Source organism: Burkholderia vietnamiensis LMG 10929 (assembly GCF_000959445.1).
In the GTDB taxonomy this organism is placed as follows: Bacteria; Pseudomonadota; Gammaproteobacteria; order Burkholderiales; family Burkholderiaceae; genus Burkholderia; species Burkholderia vietnamiensis.
On sequence record NZ_CP009630.1, the window covers coordinates 740999 to 760560 of the forward strand.

16 protein-coding genes are annotated in these 19562 nt (G+C 68.3%); 8 read left to right on the forward strand and 8 right to left on the reverse strand.

The features are described 5' to 3' along the window. The first annotated feature begins 208 nt into the window (after positions 1 to 208). The 8 genes from katG (at position 209) to AK36_RS03575 (ending at position 7957) form a co-directional block, all read left to right on the forward strand. Positions 209 to 2434: a catalase/peroxidase HPI gene (gene katG / locus AK36_RS03550; RefSeq protein ID WP_045577871.1), complete on the forward strand. Its 2226-nt coding sequence runs from the start codon at positions 209 to 211 to the stop codon at positions 2432 to 2434. A 57-nt stretch (positions 2435 to 2491) separates the two neighbouring features. After that, complete coding sequence (locus AK36_RS03555) at positions 2492 to 2950, forward strand: pseudoazurin (RefSeq protein ID WP_011882485.1); 459 nt, start codon at positions 2492 to 2494, stop codon at positions 2948 to 2950. A 377-nt stretch (positions 2951 to 3327) separates the two neighbouring features. Beyond that, positions 3328 to 4809, forward strand: a complete 1482-nt coding sequence (locus AK36_RS03560; RefSeq protein WP_014725260.1) for an amidase — start codon at positions 3328 to 3330, stop codon at positions 4807 to 4809. Positions 4810 to 5067: 258 nt separating this feature from the next. Then, complete coding sequence (locus tag AK36_RS03565; RefSeq protein ID WP_045578411.1) at positions 5068 to 5760, forward strand: hypothetical protein; 693 nt, start codon at positions 5068 to 5070, stop codon at positions 5758 to 5760. A gap of 100 nt (positions 5761 to 5860) precedes the next feature. Next, positions 5861 to 6694, forward strand: coding sequence for an arylamine N-acetyltransferase family protein (locus AK36_RS03570; RefSeq protein ID WP_014725258.1), 834 nt, complete (start codon positions 5861 to 5863; stop codon positions 6692 to 6694). Positions 6695 to 6796: 102 nt separating this feature from the next. Next, a complete protein-coding gene (locus tag AK36_RS33655; RefSeq protein WP_158348939.1) occupies positions 6797 to 6940 on the forward strand; it encodes a hypothetical protein in 144 nt (47 codons plus the stop codon). A gap of 1 nt (position 6941) precedes the next feature. Continuing rightward, complete coding sequence (locus AK36_RS33885; RefSeq protein WP_167343720.1) at positions 6942 to 7103, forward strand: hypothetical protein; 162 nt, start codon at positions 6942 to 6944, stop codon at positions 7101 to 7103. After that, positions 7100 to 7957, forward strand: coding sequence for a class I SAM-dependent methyltransferase (locus tag AK36_RS03575; protein ID WP_045577872.1), 858 nt, complete (start codon positions 7100 to 7102; stop codon positions 7955 to 7957). Before AK36_RS33885 ends, AK36_RS03575 begins: the two co-directional genes overlap by 4 nt. A gap of 21 nt (positions 7958 to 7978) precedes the next feature. Here the strand turns inward: AK36_RS03575 and AK36_RS03580 are convergent, their stop codons facing one another. The 8 genes from AK36_RS03580 to AK36_RS03610 form a co-directional block, all read right to left on the reverse strand. Further along, entirely contained in the window at positions 7979 to 12820 is a 4842-nt protein-coding gene (locus tag AK36_RS03580; protein ID WP_045577873.1) for an NAD-glutamate dehydrogenase, read from the reverse strand. A gap of 171 nt (positions 12821 to 12991) precedes the next feature. After that, positions 12992 to 13114, reverse strand: coding sequence for a tautomerase family protein (locus AK36_RS34540; RefSeq protein ID WP_257786195.1), 123 nt, complete (start codon positions 13112 to 13114; stop codon positions 12992 to 12994). A gap of 11 nt (positions 13115 to 13125) precedes the next feature. Further along, the gene (locus AK36_RS03585; RefSeq protein WP_045577874.1) at positions 13126 to 14019 is read right to left on the reverse strand and encodes an urea transporter; all 894 of its coding nucleotides are present in this window, start codon (positions 14017 to 14019) and stop codon (positions 13126 to 13128) included. Positions 14020 to 14194: 175 nt separating this feature from the next. Beyond that, complete coding sequence (locus AK36_RS03590) at positions 14195 to 15058, reverse strand: alpha/beta fold hydrolase (RefSeq protein WP_045577875.1); 864 nt, start codon at positions 15056 to 15058, stop codon at positions 14195 to 14197. 4 nt (positions 15059 to 15062) lie between these two features. Continuing rightward, the gene (locus tag AK36_RS03595) at positions 15063 to 15968 is read right to left on the reverse strand and encodes a metal-dependent hydrolase (RefSeq protein ID WP_043292464.1); all 906 of its coding nucleotides are present in this window, start codon (positions 15966 to 15968) and stop codon (positions 15063 to 15065) included. Then, positions 15965 to 16903, reverse strand: a complete 939-nt coding sequence (locus AK36_RS03600; RefSeq protein ID WP_011882475.1) for an SDR family NAD(P)-dependent oxidoreductase — start codon at positions 16901 to 16903, stop codon at positions 15965 to 15967. The genes AK36_RS03595 and AK36_RS03600 overlap by 4 nt, the downstream gene beginning before the upstream one ends. Before the next feature lie 21 nt (positions 16904 to 16924). Next, positions 16925 to 18526 carry a flavin-containing monooxygenase gene (locus AK36_RS03605; protein ID WP_011882474.1) on the reverse strand — a complete coding sequence of 534 codons (1602 nt, stop codon included), beginning with the start codon at positions 18524 to 18526 and terminating at the stop codon, positions 16925 to 16927. A 249-nt stretch (positions 18527 to 18775) separates the two neighbouring features. Further along, complete coding sequence (locus AK36_RS03610) at positions 18776 to 19447, reverse strand: lysoplasmalogenase (RefSeq protein ID WP_011882473.1); 672 nt, start codon at positions 19445 to 19447, stop codon at positions 18776 to 18778. Positions 19448 to 19562: the final 115 nt, after the last annotated feature.

Here is a 19562-nt window from a genome sequence, read left to right on the forward strand (position 1 = left end):
AAACCCTTCCGAACGTTGATTGAATTGCGCGCACTACCGGCGACGCGATTTGATGGATTCGATTGACTTATTTTATTCGACCGAATTCGAATCGCCGTCATAGTCTGGATCAATTGAAGGAATAAATACTACCGATTGGCCGACGAATTCCCTACAAGATCACAATCCTCCCGCATTCCAACATTACGTTCAATTGTGGAGAGGTCATATGCAAAGAAATCGTATCGCAAAATCGGTGCTGGCTGCGGTCGCCGTTATCGCGATGAGCGCCGGTTCCATTTCTGCCCGCGCGGACGGAGCGCCGCGCGCGAATGGCTTCTGGTGGCCGGAGACGCTCGATCTTTCGCCGCTACGTCAGCACGATGTCGAGTCGAATCCGTACGGCAAGGATTTCGACTACGCGCAGGCATTCCAGAAGCTCGATATCGAGGCCGTGAAGAAGGACATTCGGACGACGCTCACGACCTCGCAAGACTGGTGGCCCGCGGACTACGGCAACTATGGTCCGTTCTTCATCCGCATGGCCTGGCATGGAGCCGGCACCTATCGCACCTACGACGGCCGCGGCGGCGCCGGCGGCGCACAGCAGCGATTCGAACCGCTGAATAGCTGGCCGGATAATGCAAATCTCGATAAAGCTCGCCGTTTGTTGTGGCCGGTCAAGAAGAAATATGGCCAGAATATTTCGTGGGGCGACCTGATGGTTCTGACGGGCAATGTTGCGCTCGAATCCATGGGTTTTCAAACCTTCGGATTCGGCGGCGGCCGTGAAGACGATTGGCAATCGGATCTGGTTTATTGGGGCGCGGGACCGAAATTCATGTCGAATAACCGCGACAAGAACGGCAAACTCGAAAAGCCGCTCGCTGCGACCCAAATGGGTTTGATTTACGTCAATCCGGAAGGTCCGAATGGCAATCCTGATCCCGTTGCGGCGGCGCAGGACATTCGCGAAGCCTTCGGCCGCATGGCGATGAACGACGAGGAAACCCTTGCCCTGATCGCCGGCGGCCACACGTTCGGCAAGGCGCATGGCGCGGCTTCCCCGGACAAATGCGTCGGCGTGGCGCCTGCCGGCGCGGGCGTCGAAGCGCAAGGTCTCGGCTGGGCCAACAAGTGCGGCACCGGCAAGGGCGCCGACACGATCACCAGCGGCCTCGAAGGCGCGTGGTCGGTCGATCCGGTGCATTTCACGATGCAGTACCTCGACAACCTGCTCGGCCACGACTGGGTGCTGACGAAGAGCCCGGCCGGTGCGCACCAGTGGATGCCGAAGGATGCGCAGAACATCGTGCCGGACGCACACGATCCGTCGAAACTTCATCCGTTGATGATGTTCACGACCGATATCGCACTGAAGGTCGATCCCGCGTACAGCAAGATCGCGAAGCGCTTCGAGGAGCATCCCGACGAATTCAAGCTGGCCTTCGCCAAGGCCTGGTTCAAGCTGACGCATCGCGACCTCGGGCCGAAGGCGCGCTATCTGGGCAAGGACGTGCCCAAGGTCGACCTGATCTGGCAGGACCCGCTGCCCGTCGCCGGCTACCAGACGATCGGCGCTGCCGACATTGCGGATCTGAAGAGCCGAATCCTGGCATCGGGGCTGCCGAAGTCGGAGCTGATCAAGACCGCGTGGGCATCGGCGGCGTCGTTCCGCGGCACCGACTACCGAGGCGGCGCCAATGGCGCGCGCATCCGTCTCGCGCCCGAGAACGGCTGGGCCGTGAACGATCCGGCGAGCGTGGCGAAAGTGCTGAAGTCGCTGGAAGCCATCCAGTCCGGCTTCAACAAGGGCAGAACGGACGGCAAGCAGGTGTCGCTCGCCGACCTGATCGTGCTGGGCGGCAGCGCCGCCGTCGAGGATGCGGCCCGCAAGGCCGGTTACGACATCACCGTGCCGTTTGCGCCGGGACGCGTGGATGCGACGCAGGCGCAGACGGATGTCGCGTCGTTCGCCGTGCTCGAGCCGACCGCCGATGGGTTCCGCAACTACTACCAGAAGGGCAATGAGCGCTCGCCGGCCGAATTGCTGGTGGACCGCGCGAGCAAGCTGGATCTGACCGTGCCGGAGATGACGGTGCTGGTGGGCGGCCTGCGCGCGCTCGACGCGAACACGGGCCATTCGAAGCTGGGCGTCCTGACGAATCATCCCGGCACGCTGAGCAACGAGTTCTTCGTGAATCTGCTGGACATGTCGACCGAATGGAAGAAGTCGCCGAGCGCCGACGGGACTTACGAAGGGCGCGATCGCAAGACGGGTGCGCTCAGGTGGACGGCAAGTCCGGTCGATCTGGTGTTCGGGTCCAGTTCCGAGCTGCGCGCCGTCGCCGAAGTCTATGCATCGGACGATGCGCACGAGAAGTTCGTGCGCGACTTCGTCGCTGCGTGGACCAAGGTCATGAACCTCGATCGCTTCGATCTGAAGCGCATCTAATACCGTGATCGGACCGGCCGCGGAAGCGATTCCGCGGCCGGTCCATCGGAGGGCGAAATGAGGAAAATCGGATGGCTGCGCCTGATCGCAGGTGCGGGGCTACTGGTATCGATGGGCGCGCATGCGGCCGATGTCGAGGTTCGGATGTTGAACCGCGCGTCGGACGGTCAACGGGGCTTCGAGCCGGCCCTCGTCCACATCGACGTGGGCGACAGCGTGCATTTTGTTGCCGCGGACAGCGGGCATGGCGTCGAAAGCATTCCCGGCATGGCGCCGGCCGGAGCCGGGGCCTTTTCCGGAAAGATCAGCGAAGATCTGACCGTGAAGTTCGACAAACCGGGCGTCTATGGCTATCGCTGCATCCCGCATTACATGTTGGGGATGGTCGGCTTGATCGTGGTGGGACACCCGACCAACGAGGCCGCGGCGCGCAGCGTCGCGCAGCCGCGCGAGGCGAAGGCGCGTTTCGATCAACTGTTCGCGACGCTGGACCACGAGCAGCCCACGCAGAAGTAGCCGATGCGTCGGCCGGGGGCGGGGCGCGCCAACCCGGCCGCGCTCGAAACGGTGTGGGGCGCCGGATCGATGACGGTTCGGTCGCAGCGAGCGCGCGCAGGCGTCGGACGCGCGATGGGCAGGATCGCTTGCCCGGCGTCGGATAGCCCGGCCGGCCATGCGGTCATGGCCGAGACGCATGCCGTCTGAAACGCGATCTCCGACGGGCACCGTATCGATGCGGCACGCCATGAGCCGTAGCCACTCACGCGTCGGGCAACCCGCGACGAGTCGCGTACAGTTGAGCGTCGGCCGCAGCGCGCCTCCATTCCGGCTGTCCGGAACGGAGCGCCGCCATCGCGCGGCCCTCGGCCCATCCCGATCCCAGGAGAACCCGCATGCCGCACCGCGCCCCGTATCTCGCTCCCGCCTCCATCCCCGTCGATCCGCTGGTGCGCCTGTCGGCCGGCGAGCTCGCGTCGGCGATCCGCCGCAAGGCGGTCTCGTGCGTCGAGACGATGCGTGCATATCTCGATCACATCGAGCGGGTGAACGGTGCGGTGAACGCGCTGATTTCGCTGCGCGATCGCGCGACCTTGCTCGCCGAAGCCGCGGAAAAGGACGCGGCGCTGGCCCGTGGCGAATACCACGGCTGGCTGCACGGGATGCCGCAGGCGCCGAAGGATCTCGCGATGACGAAGGGGCTGCGCACGACCTACGGCTCGCCGATCTTCCGCGATCACGTGCCGCAGGCCGATTCGATCGGCGTCGGCCGCATGCGGGCGGCCGGCGCGATCTTCATCGGCAAGACCAACACGCCGGAGTTCGGCCTCGGCTCGCACACGTTCAACGACGTCCATGGCGCGACGCGCAATCCGTACGACCTGACGCGCAGCGCCGGCGGCAGCAGCGGCGGCTCGGCCGCGGCGCTCGCGGCGCGCATGCTGCCGGTGGCCGACGGCAGCGACTTCGGCGGCTCGCTGCGCAATCCTGCGGCATTCTGCAACGTCTACGGCATGCGCCCGTCGCAGGGCCGCGTGCCGCGCTGGCCCGCCGTCGACGTGTTCATGCAGCAGCTCGGCACCGAAGGGCCGATGGGCCGCACGGTCGGCGACGTCGCGCAACTGCTGGCGATCCAGGCCGGCTACGACGCGAACGATCCACTGTCGCTCGCGGAGCAGCCGTTGGTGTTCGCGACGCCGCTGGACACGGATCTGCGCGGCCGGCGCATCGCGTGGGTCGGCGACTGGGACGGCTATCTCGCGACCGAGCCCGGCGTGCTCGCGCAGTGCGAACAGGGTCTCGCGACGCTGCGCGAGATCGGCTGCGACGTCGATGCCGCGCTGCCGGCCTTCGCGCCGGAGCGCATCTGGCGGCTGTGGCTCGCGCATCGGCATCTGCTCGCAGGCGGCGGGCTGCTCGCGCACTATCGCGACCCGGCGCGGCGTGCGCTGCTCAAGCCCGAGGCGATCTACGAGGTCGAAGGGCTGCTTGCGATGGGCGGCGCGGCCGTGTTCGACGCGAGCGTCGAGCGCACCGCGTGGCATCAGGCCGTGCTGCGCTTCTTCGATCGCTACGACTTCATCGCGGCGCCCAGCGCGCAGGTGTTCCCGTTCGACGTCGAGCTGCGCTGGCCGCAGGCAATCGCGGGCCGCCCGATGGACACCTATCACCGCTGGATGGAAACGGTCGTGCCGTGGACGCTGGCCGGCTGTCCGGTGATCAGCGTGCCGGTCGGTTTCAACGACGATGGATTGCCGATGGGGATGCAACTGATCGGCCGGCCGCGCGCGGATCTCGCGGTGCTGCAGCTCGCGCGCGGCTACGAGCAGGCGGCCGACTGGGTCGGCCGGCGGCTGCCCGGCTGGATGGCCGCGTAGTGGGTGCGTAGTGCGCGCGGCGCGATCGTCTCGTGAAGAGCCGCCGACCCGCGATATTGATGCGCGTGAGGAACGAATTCGGGCGGTAGCGACCCATCGCGCAGCCGCTGCCGACGAATGCGCGCGACCAACGGCACGCGCGGCGCAATTGCAAGCGATTGCCGCGCGCGATTTCGTTTCGATGTGTTTCAGTCGTTGCGGCGGCGCGCGACGCGCTTCGACAATATCGGCCTCAATCATTCGGCACGAGGGAAACTGATGAAGCACATTCGCGCGACGGGCAAGCAGCTGGCAGCGGCCGGCATCGCATTCGGCATGCTGCTCGGCATGAACGGTCACGCCGATGCGCAGCTCGACCTTCAGTCGATCGGCTCGGCGCTGCTCGGCGGCGGTCAGCAGCAGGCCGCGCCTTCGCAGGGCGGCATTGCGCAGCTGATGCAGGCCTACCTCGGCGCGAACCAGCAGGTGCTGGCCGGCCAGTCGTCGCTCGCGTCGGCGATGGGGCTCACCGGTGCGGCCGGCCAAGCGCAACAGGCCGCCAGCCTGCTGGGCGGCGGCAATGCGCTGACGCCGGCCGTGCTGTCGCAGATGGGCGGCGCGCAGCAGTCGGTGTCGCAGGCGCTCGGGCAGGCGTTCGCGAGCGGCGGCGCGACGCATGGCGCGGTCGACAAGCAGGCGTTCAGCAACGGCCTCGCGTCGCTCGGCCAGGGCCTCACGCAATATTCGCAATTGCAGTCGGGGCTGAACGGCCTCGGTTCGACCAGCGCCGCATCGCTGCTGCAGGCCGGGCTCGATCCGCAAAACATGCAGGCCGCGTCGTATATCGCGCAGAGCGCGCCGAGCCAGTTGCAGTCGCTCGCGTCGACGCTCAGCCAGGCCGTGCAGTTCGCGACGAGCCAGGGCATTTCGGTGCCGCCGGTGGCGTCTTCCGCGCTGAAGCTGCTGCCGTAACGCCGGCGGCGCGCGCCGCCGCTGCGCGCGATGGCCCCGTGCAACCCGGGGATTTCGCGCGATGCTATCGTGACGTGTTCTCCGCTTCCGGTGCCGCTTCATGACTGACTCGTTCGACCTTTCGCGCTACTTCGCCCGCATCGGCTACGACGGCCCGGCCGAGCCGACGCTCGACGTGCTGCGCCGCCTGCATCTGCTGCATCCGCAGGCGATCCCGTTCGAAAACCTCAATCCGCTGACCGGCGCGCGCGTCGCGCTCGACGTGCCGGCGATCGTCGCCAAGGTCGTCGCGCGCCGCCGCGGCGGCTATTGCTTCGAACTGAACAAGCTGTTCTACACGGCGCTCACGACGCTCGGCTTTCGCGTCACGCCGCTGATCGCGCGCGTGCGCTGGATGCGGCCGCCCGAGGCCGTCACCGCGCAGACGCACATGCTGCTGCGCATCGATCTGGACGGCGCGGCGTGGCTCGCCGACATCGGCTTCGGCAGCGCGACGCTCACCGCGCCGCTGCGCTTCGCGCCGGGCGAGCGGCAGCTGACGCCGCACGGCGCGTTTCGCGTCGTCGACGCACCGGTCGACGGCGAGTTCGACATGCAGTTCGAGATTCCCGACGGCTGGCAAACCACCTACCGCTTTTCGCTGAAGCCGGCCGAGTGGATCGATTACGACGCCGCGAACTGGTTCACGTCGACCTATCCCGAATCGATCTTCGTGAACGACCTGATCGCGTGCCGCGTGCTGCCGACCGGCCGCGCGGCGCTGTTCAACACCGTGCTGACGCTGCGCGACGCGGCCGGCGCCGGGCGCACCGTCACGTTCGACGACGCGGCCGCGTGGGGCGCGTGCCTGCGCGACACGATCGGCATCGACACCGCCGGCTTCGATCTCGACGCGCTGTTCGCGCGGGTCGCCGCGCGGGCCGGCAACATCTGAACGCGGATTGCGCGGCCGTGGGGCCGCGCCTCGGCGTTTGACTTTTGCTATTTTGCTAGCACGCTGGCAATCACGAACGACGAAGAAGGGAAGCAGTTCAACGTGTACCTGCCGCTCAGCCTGATCCGGCAGGGCAAGTTCCGGGCCATCGAAGCGCAGCAGTCGTTGTCCGCGCTGGTGGCCGACGCATTGCGCGCCTATCTGGCCGCGCCGCAGTCGGGGCGGCCGCCTGCCGAGGAGGAATGACGTGTCGTCCGAGCGAATCGAAGCGGCGTATCTCACCACGCACAACTGGGGCAAGTCGGCGAAGTTCTTCCAGGCGCCGGCGTTCACGCTGGAATTCGAGACCGATCACAGCATCTCGCTTGCCGGCGCCGCGCCAGCCGGCCGCGTGAGGGGACGGCGATGAGCGATTGCGAAGCAGCACCCGACAGCACCGCCGCGCGCGTCGCGCTGTGGCGCGCGCTGCACGTCGAACTCGACGCGCCGCCGCACGTGCTCGCCGACGAAATCGGCTTGCGCCTGCTCGCGCCGGCGCCCGGCTGGCAGCAGCGCGGCGACATGGACCCGCAGTTCACGCGGCCGTTTCGCGCGTCGATCGTCGCGCGGGCGCGCTTCATCGAAGACCTCGTCGTCGAGCAGGCCGCGCAGGGCGTGAGCCAGTACGTGATCCTCGGCGCAGGCCTCGACAGCTTCGTGCAGCGCCGGCCGGAGATGGCGTCGCGCGTGACCGTCTTCGAAGTCGATCCGCCCGCGCCGCAAGCGTGGAAGCGCCGCCGGCTCGTCGAGCTCGGTTTCGGCGTGCCGGACTGGCTGCGCTTCGTGCCGGTCGACTTCGAGGCGAAGCAGTCGTGGCGCGACGCGCTGGTGCGCGCCGGTTTCGACGGGGGCAAGCCGGCGGTCGTGGTGTCCACCGGCGTCAGCATGTACCTGACGCGCGAAGCGAACGCGGCGGCGTTGCGCGAAGTCGCGTCGCTCGCGCCGGGCACGACGTTCGCGATGACGTTCCTGCTGCCGCTCGAGCATGCGGACCCGGACGTGCGGCCGGGGCTCGAGATGGCCGAGCAGGGCGCGCGCGCGAGCGGCACGCCGTTCATCAGCTTCTTCATGCCGGACGAAATCCGTGCGCTCGCGACGGCCGCCGGCTTCGCGCGCGCCGAGCACGTGTCGGCCGACGCGCTCGCGCGCCGCTATTTCGCCGGCCGTGCCGACGGCCTGCGGCCGCCGAACAACGCCGAAGAGCTGCTCGTCGCAACGGTCTGACGCCCGTCGCGTTGCCGCCCGTCACGCGCGTTCGAGCACCGCGATCTCGCGCACGACGACGAGCAGCACCGCGAGGCTCGCGCCGCCCGACGCCCGCAGATCGGCGAGCAGGTGGTCGTAGCGCTGCAGCGCGGCGTCGCGCCGCTCGCGCCATGCGTGGACGATCGTCTCGGGTGCCGTCGAGTCGGCCGATTCGGCGAGCGCGCTGGTCGCGAGCGTGCGCTTGAGCCGCGCGATCTCGGCCAGCGCGGCGGCGCGCGCGAGCATGTCCCAATGCGTCGGTGTGGGCAACGTGGCGGCCCGTTCGGCGATCCAGCCGTAGTTCAGCAGCGTGCCGAGCGAGAAGTACACGCCCGCGACCAGTTCGAGACTGCGCTCGCAGGTGGCCGCCACTTCGGCGATGTCGAGCAGCGCGGCCGAGATGTCGCCGCTCGCGACGCGGGCGGCGAGCGTGCCGTCGACGCCCGCGTCGACCAGCACGCGTTGCCGCTCCGACAGCGCGTCGAGGTCGCTCGCCGGCAGCAGCGACGGCAATTGCGGCGCGATGCGCTGCACCGCGTCGCGGCAGCGCGCGATCAGCCCGGCCACGCTGCCGTCGGCCACCGCGCCCGACTGCAGGTGCCGCAGGAACCACAGCGCCGCGCGTTCGAGCAGCCGCGCGACGTCGACGAACATGCGCGCCTGCACGTCGTCGGCGACGCGGTTGTCGAGCGCGTCGATGTCGCGCCACACCGCATCGAGATCGAACACGTCGCGCGCCATGATGCACGCGCGCACGATGTCGCCCGGCTTCGCGTCGGTTTCCTCCATCAGCCGGTGCACGAACGCGCAGCCGACCCGGTTGACGAGCGCGTTGGTGAGATGCGTCGCGAGAATCTCGCGGCGCAGCGGGTGGCGCTGCATCGGCTCGCTGAAGCGCTGCTGCAGCGGCTTCGGGAAATAGTCGACCAGCATCGCGGCGACGAGCGGATCCTCGGGCACGTCCGACTCGAGCAGCGCGTCGTACAGCCACATCTTGCTGTACGCGAGCAGCACCGCGCGCTCGGGCGACGTCAGCCCCTGTTTCGCCGCGTGGCGTTCGGCGATCTCGTCGTCGGTCGGCAGGAATTCGATCACGCGGTTCAGCCGGCCCGCGCGCTCCAGCCAGCGCATCAGCCGCGCCTCGGCGTCGAGCAGCTCGACGCCGTAGCGGCCCGCGATCGACAGCGCCTGCGTCTGGTAGTAGTTGTCGCGCAGCACCAGCAGCCCGACTTCGTCGGTCATTTCCGCGAGCAGCGCGTTGCGCTGCTTGTCGGTCATTTCGCCGTCGCCGACCACGAGCCCGAGCAGGATCTTGATGTTGACCTCGTGATCCGAGCAATCGACGCCGGCCGAGTTGTCGATCGCGTCGGTGTTGATGCGCCCGCCGCGCTGCGCGAACTCGATGCGGCCGAGCTGCGTGCAGCCGAGGTTGCCGCCTTCGCCGACCACCTTGCAGCGCAGCTCCGCGCCGTTCACGCGCACCGCGTCGTTCGCGCGGTCGCCGACCTGCTGGTGCGTCTCGTGGGTCGCCTTCACGTAGGTGCCGATCCCGCCGTTGTACAGCAGGTCGACCGGCGCCTGCAGGATCGCGCGGATCAGCTCGGTCGGCGGCAGCGCGTGCGCGTCGATGCCGAGCGCCGCCTGCACGGCGGGCGACAGCGTGATCGTCTTCGCGGTGCGCGGGTAGATGCCGCCGCCCGCCGAGATCGTCGACGCGTCGTAGTCGGCCCAGCTCGAACGCTCGAGCGCGAACATCCGCTGGCGTTGCGCGAAGCTCGCCGCCGGATCGGGATCCGGATCGAGGAACACGTGCCGGTGATCGAACGCGGCGACGAGCCGGATATGCGGCGACAGCAGCATGCCGTTGCCGAACACGTCGCCCGACATGTCGCCGATGCCGACCACGGTGAAGTCGGTCGCCTGCGTGTCGACGCCCATCTCGCGGAAATGCCGCTTCACCGACTCCCACGCGCCGCGCGCGGTGATCGCCATCTTCTTGTGGTCGTAACCGACCGAGCCGCCGGACGCGAACGCGTCGTCCAGCCAGAAGCCGTATTCGTGCGAGATCGCGTTCGCATAGTCGGAGAAGGTGGCCGTGCCCTTGTCGGCCGCGACGACGAGATACGGATCGTCGGGATCGTGCCGCACCACGTCGGGCGGCGGCACGATCGCGTTGCCGGCGAGATTGTCGGTCAGGTCGAGCAGCCCGCGCAGGAACGTCTGGTAGCACGCGATGCCTTCGCGCAGCCATGCTTCGCGATCCGTCGGCGGCGGCGGATTCTTGACGACGAAGCCGCCTTTCGAGCCGACCGGCACGATCACGACGTTCTTCACCATCTGCGCCTTCATCAGCCCGAGCACCTCGGTGCGGAAGTCCTCGCGCCGATCGGACCAGCGCAGGCCGCCGCGCGCGACGCGCCCGCCGCGCAGATGCACGCCCTCGACGCGCGGCGAGTACACCCAGATCTCGAACATCGGCTTCGGCTCCGGCAGGCCGGGCACCTTCGCGGGGTTGAACTTGAACGACAGGTAGGGCTTCGCTTCGCCGTCGCCGTCGTGCTGGAAGTAGTTGGTGCGCTCGGTCGCGTTGATCACGCCGAGGAACTGGCGCAGGATGCGGTCTTCGTCGAGGTTCGGCACCTGGTCCAGCGCCGTCTCGATTGCCTTCAGCATGCGCTCGACCTGCACCTCGCGCGTGCCGCCGGTCGCCGGGTCGAAGCGCAGCAGGAACAGCTCGACGAGCTGGCGGGCGAGCGCCGGGTTGCCGGTCAGCGCGCGCTCGATGTACGCGTCGCTGAACGTCGAGCCGACCTGACGCAGGTATTTCGCGTACGCGCGCAGGATCGTCACTTCGCGCGCGCTCAGATGCGCGCGCAGCACGAGGCGGTTGAAGTCGTCGTTCTCGATCCGGCCGCTCCAGATGCGGTCGAACGCGTCCTCGAACAGATCCTTCACGCGCTCGATGTCCAACTCGGTCTCGTCGGCGAGCTCGAGGCCGAAGTCGTGCACCCACGCATGCGCGCCGTCCTGCGTGTGGATCCGGTACGGGCGCTCCTCGTCGACGCGCACGCCGAGATGCTCGAGCATCGGCAGGCTGCGCGACAGCGCGATCGGGTCGCCCGCGCGATACACCTTGAAGCGGAACGCGCGCGCGCCGGCCTCGATCGGCCGGTACAGGTTCATCGCGAGCCGGCCGGACGCCTTCACGCGCTCGATCAGCTCGATGTCGCGCACGGCGGTGCGCGCCGGATAGTCGTCGCGATAGCCGGCCGGGAACGAGTCCGCATAGCGCTGCAGCAGCCGGTTGCCTTGCTCTTCGCCGAACGCGTCGAGCAGCGCATCCGCGAGGTCGTCCTGCCAGCGGCGCGTGACCTGCACGAGCCGCGTTTCGAGCTCGCGCGTGTCGACGTCCGGCATCGTGCCCGGTTCGGCATGGACGACGAAGTGAATCCGCGCGATCGCCGATTCCGACAGCAGCGGCGTGAACTCGACGTTCACGCCGTTGTACGCGTTGACGAGCAGCTTCGCGATGCGGCGCCGCAGGTCCGTGTTGTACTTGTCGCGCGGCACGAACGCGAGACAGGACACGAAGCGGTCGAAGCGGTCGCGCCGCACGAACAGGCGCGTGCGCTGATGTTCCTGCAGTCGCAGGATGCCGAGCGCGATGTCGTAGAGCTCGTCTTCGTCGGCCTGGAACAGTTCGTCGCGCGGATAGGTCTCGAGCACGGTCACGAGCGACTTGCCGAGATGCCCGTTCGGCAGGAAGCCCGCGCGCTGGACGATGTTCGCGCATTTGCGCCGCACGATCGGGATGTCGGCGTACGAACCGAAATAGGCGGTCGACGTGTAGAGGCCGATGAAGCGGCGCTCGCCGCTGACCTTGCCGTCAGCGCCGACCAGCTTCACGCCGACGTAGTCGAGATAGCCGGGGCGGTGGACCGTCGCGCGCGAATTCGCCTTCGTCACGAAGATCGGCCACGCGCCGGTGATGATCTCGGCGGCGGCCGGCGGCAGCGGCGTCACGTCGGTTGCGCCGGGCGGGCGCAGCGATTCGCGCAGCAGGCCGAAGCCCGAGCCTTCGACGCCGCGCAGCGCGAAGCCGTTGCCGTCGGCCACGAGCGCGTAGTCGCGCTGGCCGAGGAAGGTGAAGTGATCGGCGACCATCCACTCGACGAACGCGCGCGCCTCGAGGTCTTCCGCGCTCGATTCGCGCGCCTTCATGTCCTTGATCGTCGCGCGGGCGATGTCGACGATCTTCGGCCAGTCCTCGACCGACGCGCGCACGTCGCCGAGCACGCGCGCGATGTCGTTGCGCAGCGTCTCGAGCAGCGTCGCGTCGCCGCAGCGATCCACCTCGAAATGGATGAACGACGCGAGCTGCGAGCTGCCGTCGCCGGGCGTCGCGCCGCCGGCGTCCACGCGCTCGATCGCGCCGTTGCCGCCGCGCCAGATGCGGAACACCGGGTGCAGCGCCGAGTGCAGTGCGAGGCCGAGGCGGTTCACCGCCATCGTCACCGAGTCGACCAGAAACGGCATGTCGTCGTTGACGATCTCGATCACCGTGTGATCGGAATGCCAGCCGTGCTGTTCGAGGATCGGGTTGTAGACGCGTAACCGCTCGCTGCCAGGGACGAATTTCTGCGCGGTCTGCCAGTGCGCCATCGCGGCGCCGTAGAGATCGGCGATGCTGCGGTTCTGCAGATCGTCGGCGTCGACGAAATCGTAGTAGTGGCGCAGGAACGGCTCGACGATCCGGAACGTGGCTTCGGGCAGGCGGGCGCGCGCGAATTCGACGACGTCGGAGAGCAGATGTGCGACCACTTCCTCGTTCTTCGCTTCCATGGCGGTCTCCTGGACGGGTGGCCATCGGCTGCTGCGGGTGTGTTCGGCATTATGCGCCGATTGGTGTGCCGATCGCGTCACCGCGCAATGTGCGGACGCACAACGGTGGCCTGCGCAGAGCGCCGCATGCTGCGTGCCGGCCGATAGGGTCGCGCGGCCGCGCGGCGACTGTCAGCGCGCGTCGCTCGACAGCTTGCCGGCCGTCGCGCGGTTGTCCTTTTTCATGTCGGTGAGCGCGATGTCCAGCGAGCGCCGCTTGCAGCCGGCGCCCGGCAGCCGAGAGCGGGCCGCCACGCATCACGGCGTCAGGACGGCGTGCGAACGACGATATCGGTTTCACCGAGGGATAAGCGTCGCGCGACGGCCACCGTGACCCACGATGCGAGCGCGAACGGCGCGGTGAGCGCGACGAGGCCCGCACGCATCGCGAGCCACTGGAGCAACGCGGCGAGCGCGGCTGCGGCGAGCGCCGTGCGGGTGCCGCGCGACATCAGCGCGAGCGCCGCGAGTGCGCCGTTGACGCCGAGCTGGCCGGCGTCGAACGCCGCGCCGCTGGCGCCGAACGCGACCAGCAGCACGCTCGACACGATCGCGCCGCCGAGCGCGAACGCCGCTGCGCGGCGCGATGCGGCCGCGATGCCGGCGACGATCAGCGCGGCGGGCCATGCGCCTTGCGCGAAGGTGGTCTGCGCGATACCGGACGACAGTGCGCACGCGATCGACGCAGGCGTCAGCGTCGCGCTCGTCGCGGCGTCGATCGGGTGTTGCACCGCGACAAGCGGCATCCACAGCGCGGTGACCGCGATGTACGGGCCTGAATACGGGCACTGCCGCCATTTGGCGAGCGGCGTGCGCAGCGCACGCTGCACGAGCGCTGCGCCGAGCGCGGCCGACGGCGCGAGCGCGAGCGCCGCGAGCGGAGCAGGCGCAAACGAAACGGCCGCCAGCGTGGCCAGCGCGCCGTTGAAGCCGTGCCGGCCCTGTTCGACGTCGCAATGCGCGGCGCCGCTCAGCGCCGCCGTCAGGTTCGCGACGGCCGCCCCGAGCAGCGCCGCGCACGCGAGCCGCAAGTCGGTCAGCGCGAGCGCGGCGATCAGCATGGCTCCCGTGAACGCGTTGGCCTGCAGCACGATCTGCCCGGTGCTGCGCAGCAGAATGCGCAGGGCGGTCGACGGGCTGGCTGAATGGGCGGTAGGCATGGCAGCGGACGAACAGGGCGAGCCGCGAGCATAGGACACCAACCGCCGCTTCGGAACGGGGTATTCCGGATACCGGGAATTTGTCGTCGGGCGCAGACGTGGCCGATTACGACACGCCTGGCGGCACTGAATTGCCGCTACCGCTCATCGTCCGCCGGTGCGCCCCTGCGCCCGCTTATGCGACCGTGACCGCGTGCCTTTCATGCATGGTCGCGAATCGATCGATCCGCGCCGCGATCAGATCCGGATTGCGCAGCACGACCCAGTGTGCGCCGTCAATCTCCTCGCGCACGTACTCTGCGAGCCAGCGATCGAGACCGACCGACATCTCGGGCGTCACGTAGCGATCGCGCACCGGCACGAGAATCTGCACGGGCGCCTGCGCATATCGCTCGCGCGGCCGTCGCGCCGTGGCGATGAAGTTCGCGCGATACAGCTGCAAGCCGTTCAGCGCATTCTTCAACTGCGCGGGATCACGCGCGGGCCGCACGCGTTCGGTCAACTGCAGCCAGCGCGGCCACAGTGCGCCGCCGCCGAGCCGCCACACCAGCGACGGCACGACCGGCAGATGAAAGAACGCGATGTACCACGATTTCAGGCTTTGCTCGAGCCGCATCTTCGCGCGGAACACGTGATCGAGGCATGGCCCGGAGATCGACGTATACGACGCGATGCGGCCGCGCCACGCCGGATCCGTGACGGCTTCCCAGCACTGGATCGAGCCCCAGTCGTGTCCGACCAGATGGAACGGCCGGTCGCCGCAGGTCGCGGCGGCGACGGCTTGCAGATCGTTGGCGAGTCGTGCGAGCGCGTAGTCCGCGCGCCGGCGCGGCGCATCGGACGCGCCTGCGCCGCGCACGTCATAGGCGATCACGCGGTAGCGCGTCGCGAGCCGCGCGCGCACCGGCGCCCATACGGCCGCGGAATCGGGATAGCCGTGCACGAGGATCAGCGGCGGCGCGCGTCGCGGGCCGCTGACGTAGACGGCCAGTTTCACGTCGCCGGAGCGAACGGTCAGCATCTCGCTTGCGCGCGCCATCGCGTCACGCCTGCGCGACCGGGTGCAACGGCACGCGGCGCGGCGCGGCCTGCGCCGCGTAGCGCGCATTGGTCGCATCGATGTTCGCGAGCAGTGTGTCGAGCCCTTGCAGATACTGATGGTTGTCGTGGTCCCACGGATGGAAGCCCGGCCGGAAGTAGTCGAGCCATTCGCGCGCGATGCTCGGGAACACGCCGGTCTTCGGGCCGTACAGATACTTGACGAGGCGGCCCATCCCGCCGAACCGCCCGTGCCAGCGACGGTGCGCGAGCATCAGCCGCACGTGAAAGTCGAACACGATGGTCCAGAACATCGCGGTGGTCAGCAGCATCGTGCCGGTGCGCAGCAGGTAGCTGCCGATTCCCGGCTTCATCACCGCGTTCCATACGTCGTACGACACCGCCTTGTGCTCCGTTTCCTCCATCGCGTGCCACATCCACATCTGCTGATAGCCTTCGACCGAGCCGTCGATCCGGTGCTCGTGGCCGGACAGCAGCTGGTTCGCGAGGATCGCCGTGTAGTGCTCGAGCGCGATGGTGATCGCGAGCTGCATCGAATGCGGCAGCACCTTCTTGAAGAAGCCGAGGATCGCCCACAGCCGCTTGTCCAGCTTGTGCGCGGGCAGGCCGGCCGACTGCAGCAGGTCGTTGTACTCGATGTGCTCGCGCGTGTGCATCGCTTCCTGGCCGATGAAGCCGAGCACCTGCTTCTTCAGCTGCGGATCCTCGATGCGATCGCGGTAGTTGCGCACCGAATCCATGAAGAAGCGCTCGCCGGCCGGAAACAGCAGCGACAGCGCGTTCATGAAGTGCGTGACCGGCACGCCCTGCACGTGCCAGTCTTTCGCGCGTTCGGGCGGCAGCGCGAAACGGATGTCGCGCCGCACCGGCATCATGTTCGGGGTCGTCATGATTGTTCTCCTCCCTGATTGCCTGCGTTGTTGTAAGTCGCGTTCAGCGGCGCGCCGGCCGCGGCGCCGTAGCGGGCCGCTGCGCGGCGCGCCTTCGCGGCCTCGCGGCGCGTCGCGAGCACGACGAGTGCCTGGTATGCGGCCGGCAATACGCGCGCCATCCAGTCGGCGGCCTTCGCGTCGCGGCCGATCAGCACGCGGCGCTTGTTGCCGCGCACGCCCGCGAGGATCGTGCGCGCGGCGTCGTCCGCGGTCGTGATGAAGAACTTCTCGAAGCTGTCCTTGCCTTGCTGCTCGCTTTCGACGATGAAGCCGACCATGTTCTTCGCGACGCGGCTCGACTGCGCGATGTTGGTGCGGATGCCGCCCGGATGCACGCAGGTGGCCGACACGCCGCACTTGATCATGTCGAGCTCCTGGCGCAGCGATTCGGTGAAGCCGCGCACCGCGTACTTCGTCGCGTTGTAGCCGCTCATCCCCGGCTGCGCGAAGATGCCGAAGATGCTCGACGTATTGATCACGTGGCCTTCGCCCGACGCCTTCAGATACGGCAGGAACGCCTTCGTGCCGTGCACGACGCCCCAGAAGTTGATGTTGACGATCCACTCGAGGTCGGCGTAATCCATTCCGTCGATCGTGCTCGACAGCGCGACGCCCGCGTTGTTGAAGATCAGGTTGACCTTGCCGTGTTCCTGCGCGGTGTCGGCCGCCCACGCGTACATCGCGTCGCGGTCGCCGACGTCGAGCACGCGCGTCGACACGCGCACCTTCGGCGCGATCGCGCGCACGATCCGCTCGGTTTCGGCGAGGCCGACGGCGTTCTTGTCGGCGAGCGACAGATGGCAGCCGGCCTGCGCGAGCTGCACCGCGAGCGAGCGGCCCATCCCCGAGCCCGCGCCGGTGATCGCGGCGACCTTGTTGGCGAAATCTCTCATGTCGGTTGCTCCTTTTCTGTCTCAGGCCGCGTCGGCGGAAGTGGATGTAGAAGCGGCCGGCGCTGCCGCGGGCCGCGCGCTCGCAGCGTGCTGCGGTGCGCGGTACGCGTGGTAATCGGCGATCGAGAAGTGCGCGGTGGCCTGCCGGAAGCGCCAGGTGAAGCCCGGCCACAGCGTCGTGTTCTTGCCGGTGCGTGGATCGAGGTACCAGCTCTTGCAGCCGCCCGTCGACCAGATCGCCTTCTTCAGCTTGCCCTGCAGCGCGCTGTTGTACTGCGCCTCGACGAGCGGGCGCACCTCGATCGCGTCGGCGCGTTCGCGCTGCATCGCGCGCAGCGCGCCGAGGATGTACTCGATCTGCGATTCGATCATGAACACCATCGAGTTGTGGCCGAGCCCCGTGTTCGGGCCGACGATCATGAAGAAGTTCGGGTAGCCGGGCAGCGTCGTGCCGAGATACGCATGCGCGCCGTCGCGCCACGCATCGACGATGTCGAGGCCGCCGCGGCCGATGATCGCGCCGCGCGGATACGGGTCGGCGACCTGGAAGCCGGTGCCGTAGATCAGGCAGTCGACCTCGTGCCGCTTGCCGTCGGTCGTCACGACCGCATCGGCTTCGATGTGGTCGATGCCGGTCGTGATCACGTCGACGTTCTTGCGCGACAGCGCCGGGTAGTAGTCGTTCGAGATCAGCACGCGCTTGCAGCCGAGCGTGTAGTTCGGCGTGACGGTCCTGCGCAGTTCCGGATCGGGGATCTGCTTGCGGATGTGCCGCAGCGCGAGCTTCTGCACGTTCTTCATCAGCGACGGATGGATCGCGAAGCCGAGCACGCGCGATTCGAGCATCCAGTAGATGCCGCTGCGCACCAGCTTCTGCGTGAACGGCAGCGTGCGGAACAGCCACTTCTCGACGCGCGTCAGGTTGCGGTCGGGCTTCGGCATGATCCACGGCGGCGTGCGCTGGAACAGCGCGAGGCTTTTCACGCGCGGCGCGATCTGCGGCACGAACTGGATCGCGCTCGCGCCCGTGCCGATCACCGCGACGCGCTTGCCTTCGAGCGGGTAAGCGTGGTCCCACTGCTGCGAGTGGAACGCGCGGCCCTCGAAGGTTTCGATGCCGGCGATCGCGGGCAGCGCGGCGCGCGACAGGCCGCCCATCCCCGACACCAGCACGCGCGCCGACAGGCGCTTGCCGTTCGCGAAGGTCAGGCGCCAGCGCTGCGCGGCTTCGTCGTACTCGGCGCGCTGCAGCTCGTGGTTCATTCGCAGATGCGGACCGATGCCGAAACGCTGGACGCAGTCTTCGAGATACGCGCGGATTTCCGGCTGCGGCGCGAACATGCGCGTCCAGCGCGGGTTCGGCGCGAACGAGAACGAGTAGACGTGCGATTGCACGTCGCAGGCACACCCGGGGTAATGGTTGTCGCGCCAAGTGCCGCCGACCGACGCGGCCTTCTCGAGGACGACGAAGTCGGTCGCGCCCGTCTGCCGCAGGCGAATGGCCATCCCGAGACCGGCGAAGCCGGTGCCGATGATGGCGATGTCGGTGGTTTCGTCCGGGCCGTCATGACCGTCATGACCGTCATGGCCGGGCGGGCCGAAAGGCAACGTGCGAGCATTCATCCGGGTGTCTCCGATCTGGCTCATTTTTGAATGTTACATTGGTTGATGTAACGATAGGGCGTGAACCGGGAAACCGCAAGCGCCTAGAACGCTCGCTCTAATGGCCGGAAGCCGCGTGGCAGAAGGGTTTGCGCCGTTTGGAACGGTGTGGTGTTGCGGCGGTGCGGGAGGGCCGCAAGCACCCGCCGGCGGGTGGTCGGCCGCGGGGCGAGCTGACCGCCGGCCGGCGGCCGACCGTTTGAAACACGCTCAGGGTCGGATCGTTGCGCCCGTCGTCTCATGGAAAACCCCGGCCACGATCGTGAGCTGCGCGAGCGCATAGAGGCCCCAGATCAGCAGCTCGATACCCGGAAACACGCCGATGAAGCGGCCGACGCCGATCAGCGTGTCCGAGCCGACGAAGATCAGGCTACCGAGCGCGACCAACGGCCCGCGCGTGCGGGCCGCGAGCGCGAGGCTCGCCATCGTGCACAGCGCCAGCATGTAGACGGCCACCGGTACGAGCAGATCGCCGAGGTGTGCGAAGAACGCTGCGTAGCAGGCGGCCGCCGCGATCCACAGCGCGATCGAAGCGCCGACGCGCCAGCCGCGCGGCCGCGCGCGCCAGCGCAAGAACAGCGCGCAATAACACAGGTGCGTGAGCAGGAACGCGCCGAGGCCCAGCACGAACGACGGCGGCCACGCGGGCAGCGCGAGCAGCACGTCGCCGAGCACGGCGGTGGCGAGCGCCGCGCACAGCCACGCGCGCTCGCGCGGCGCGGGGCACGCACTGCCCGCGGCGAGCAGCAGGATGCCCATCGCCGCTTTGGCGACGGGTTGGCCGGGATAGGGCGCGGTGACCAGCGACAGTCCGTACAGCAGCGCGGCGACGGCGGCGAGCGGCCAGAGCCGGCGATAGGGGGCGGGAAGCGTGGCGATCAACGCGGTGTCTCCGGATCGTGGTGGTCTGCGATGGTTTGCGATGGACGGCGCGCGGGCGAGCGCGCGGCTGCACGCATTATCGGGAACAAACGGCGCGCGAAAACCGGCGAATCCT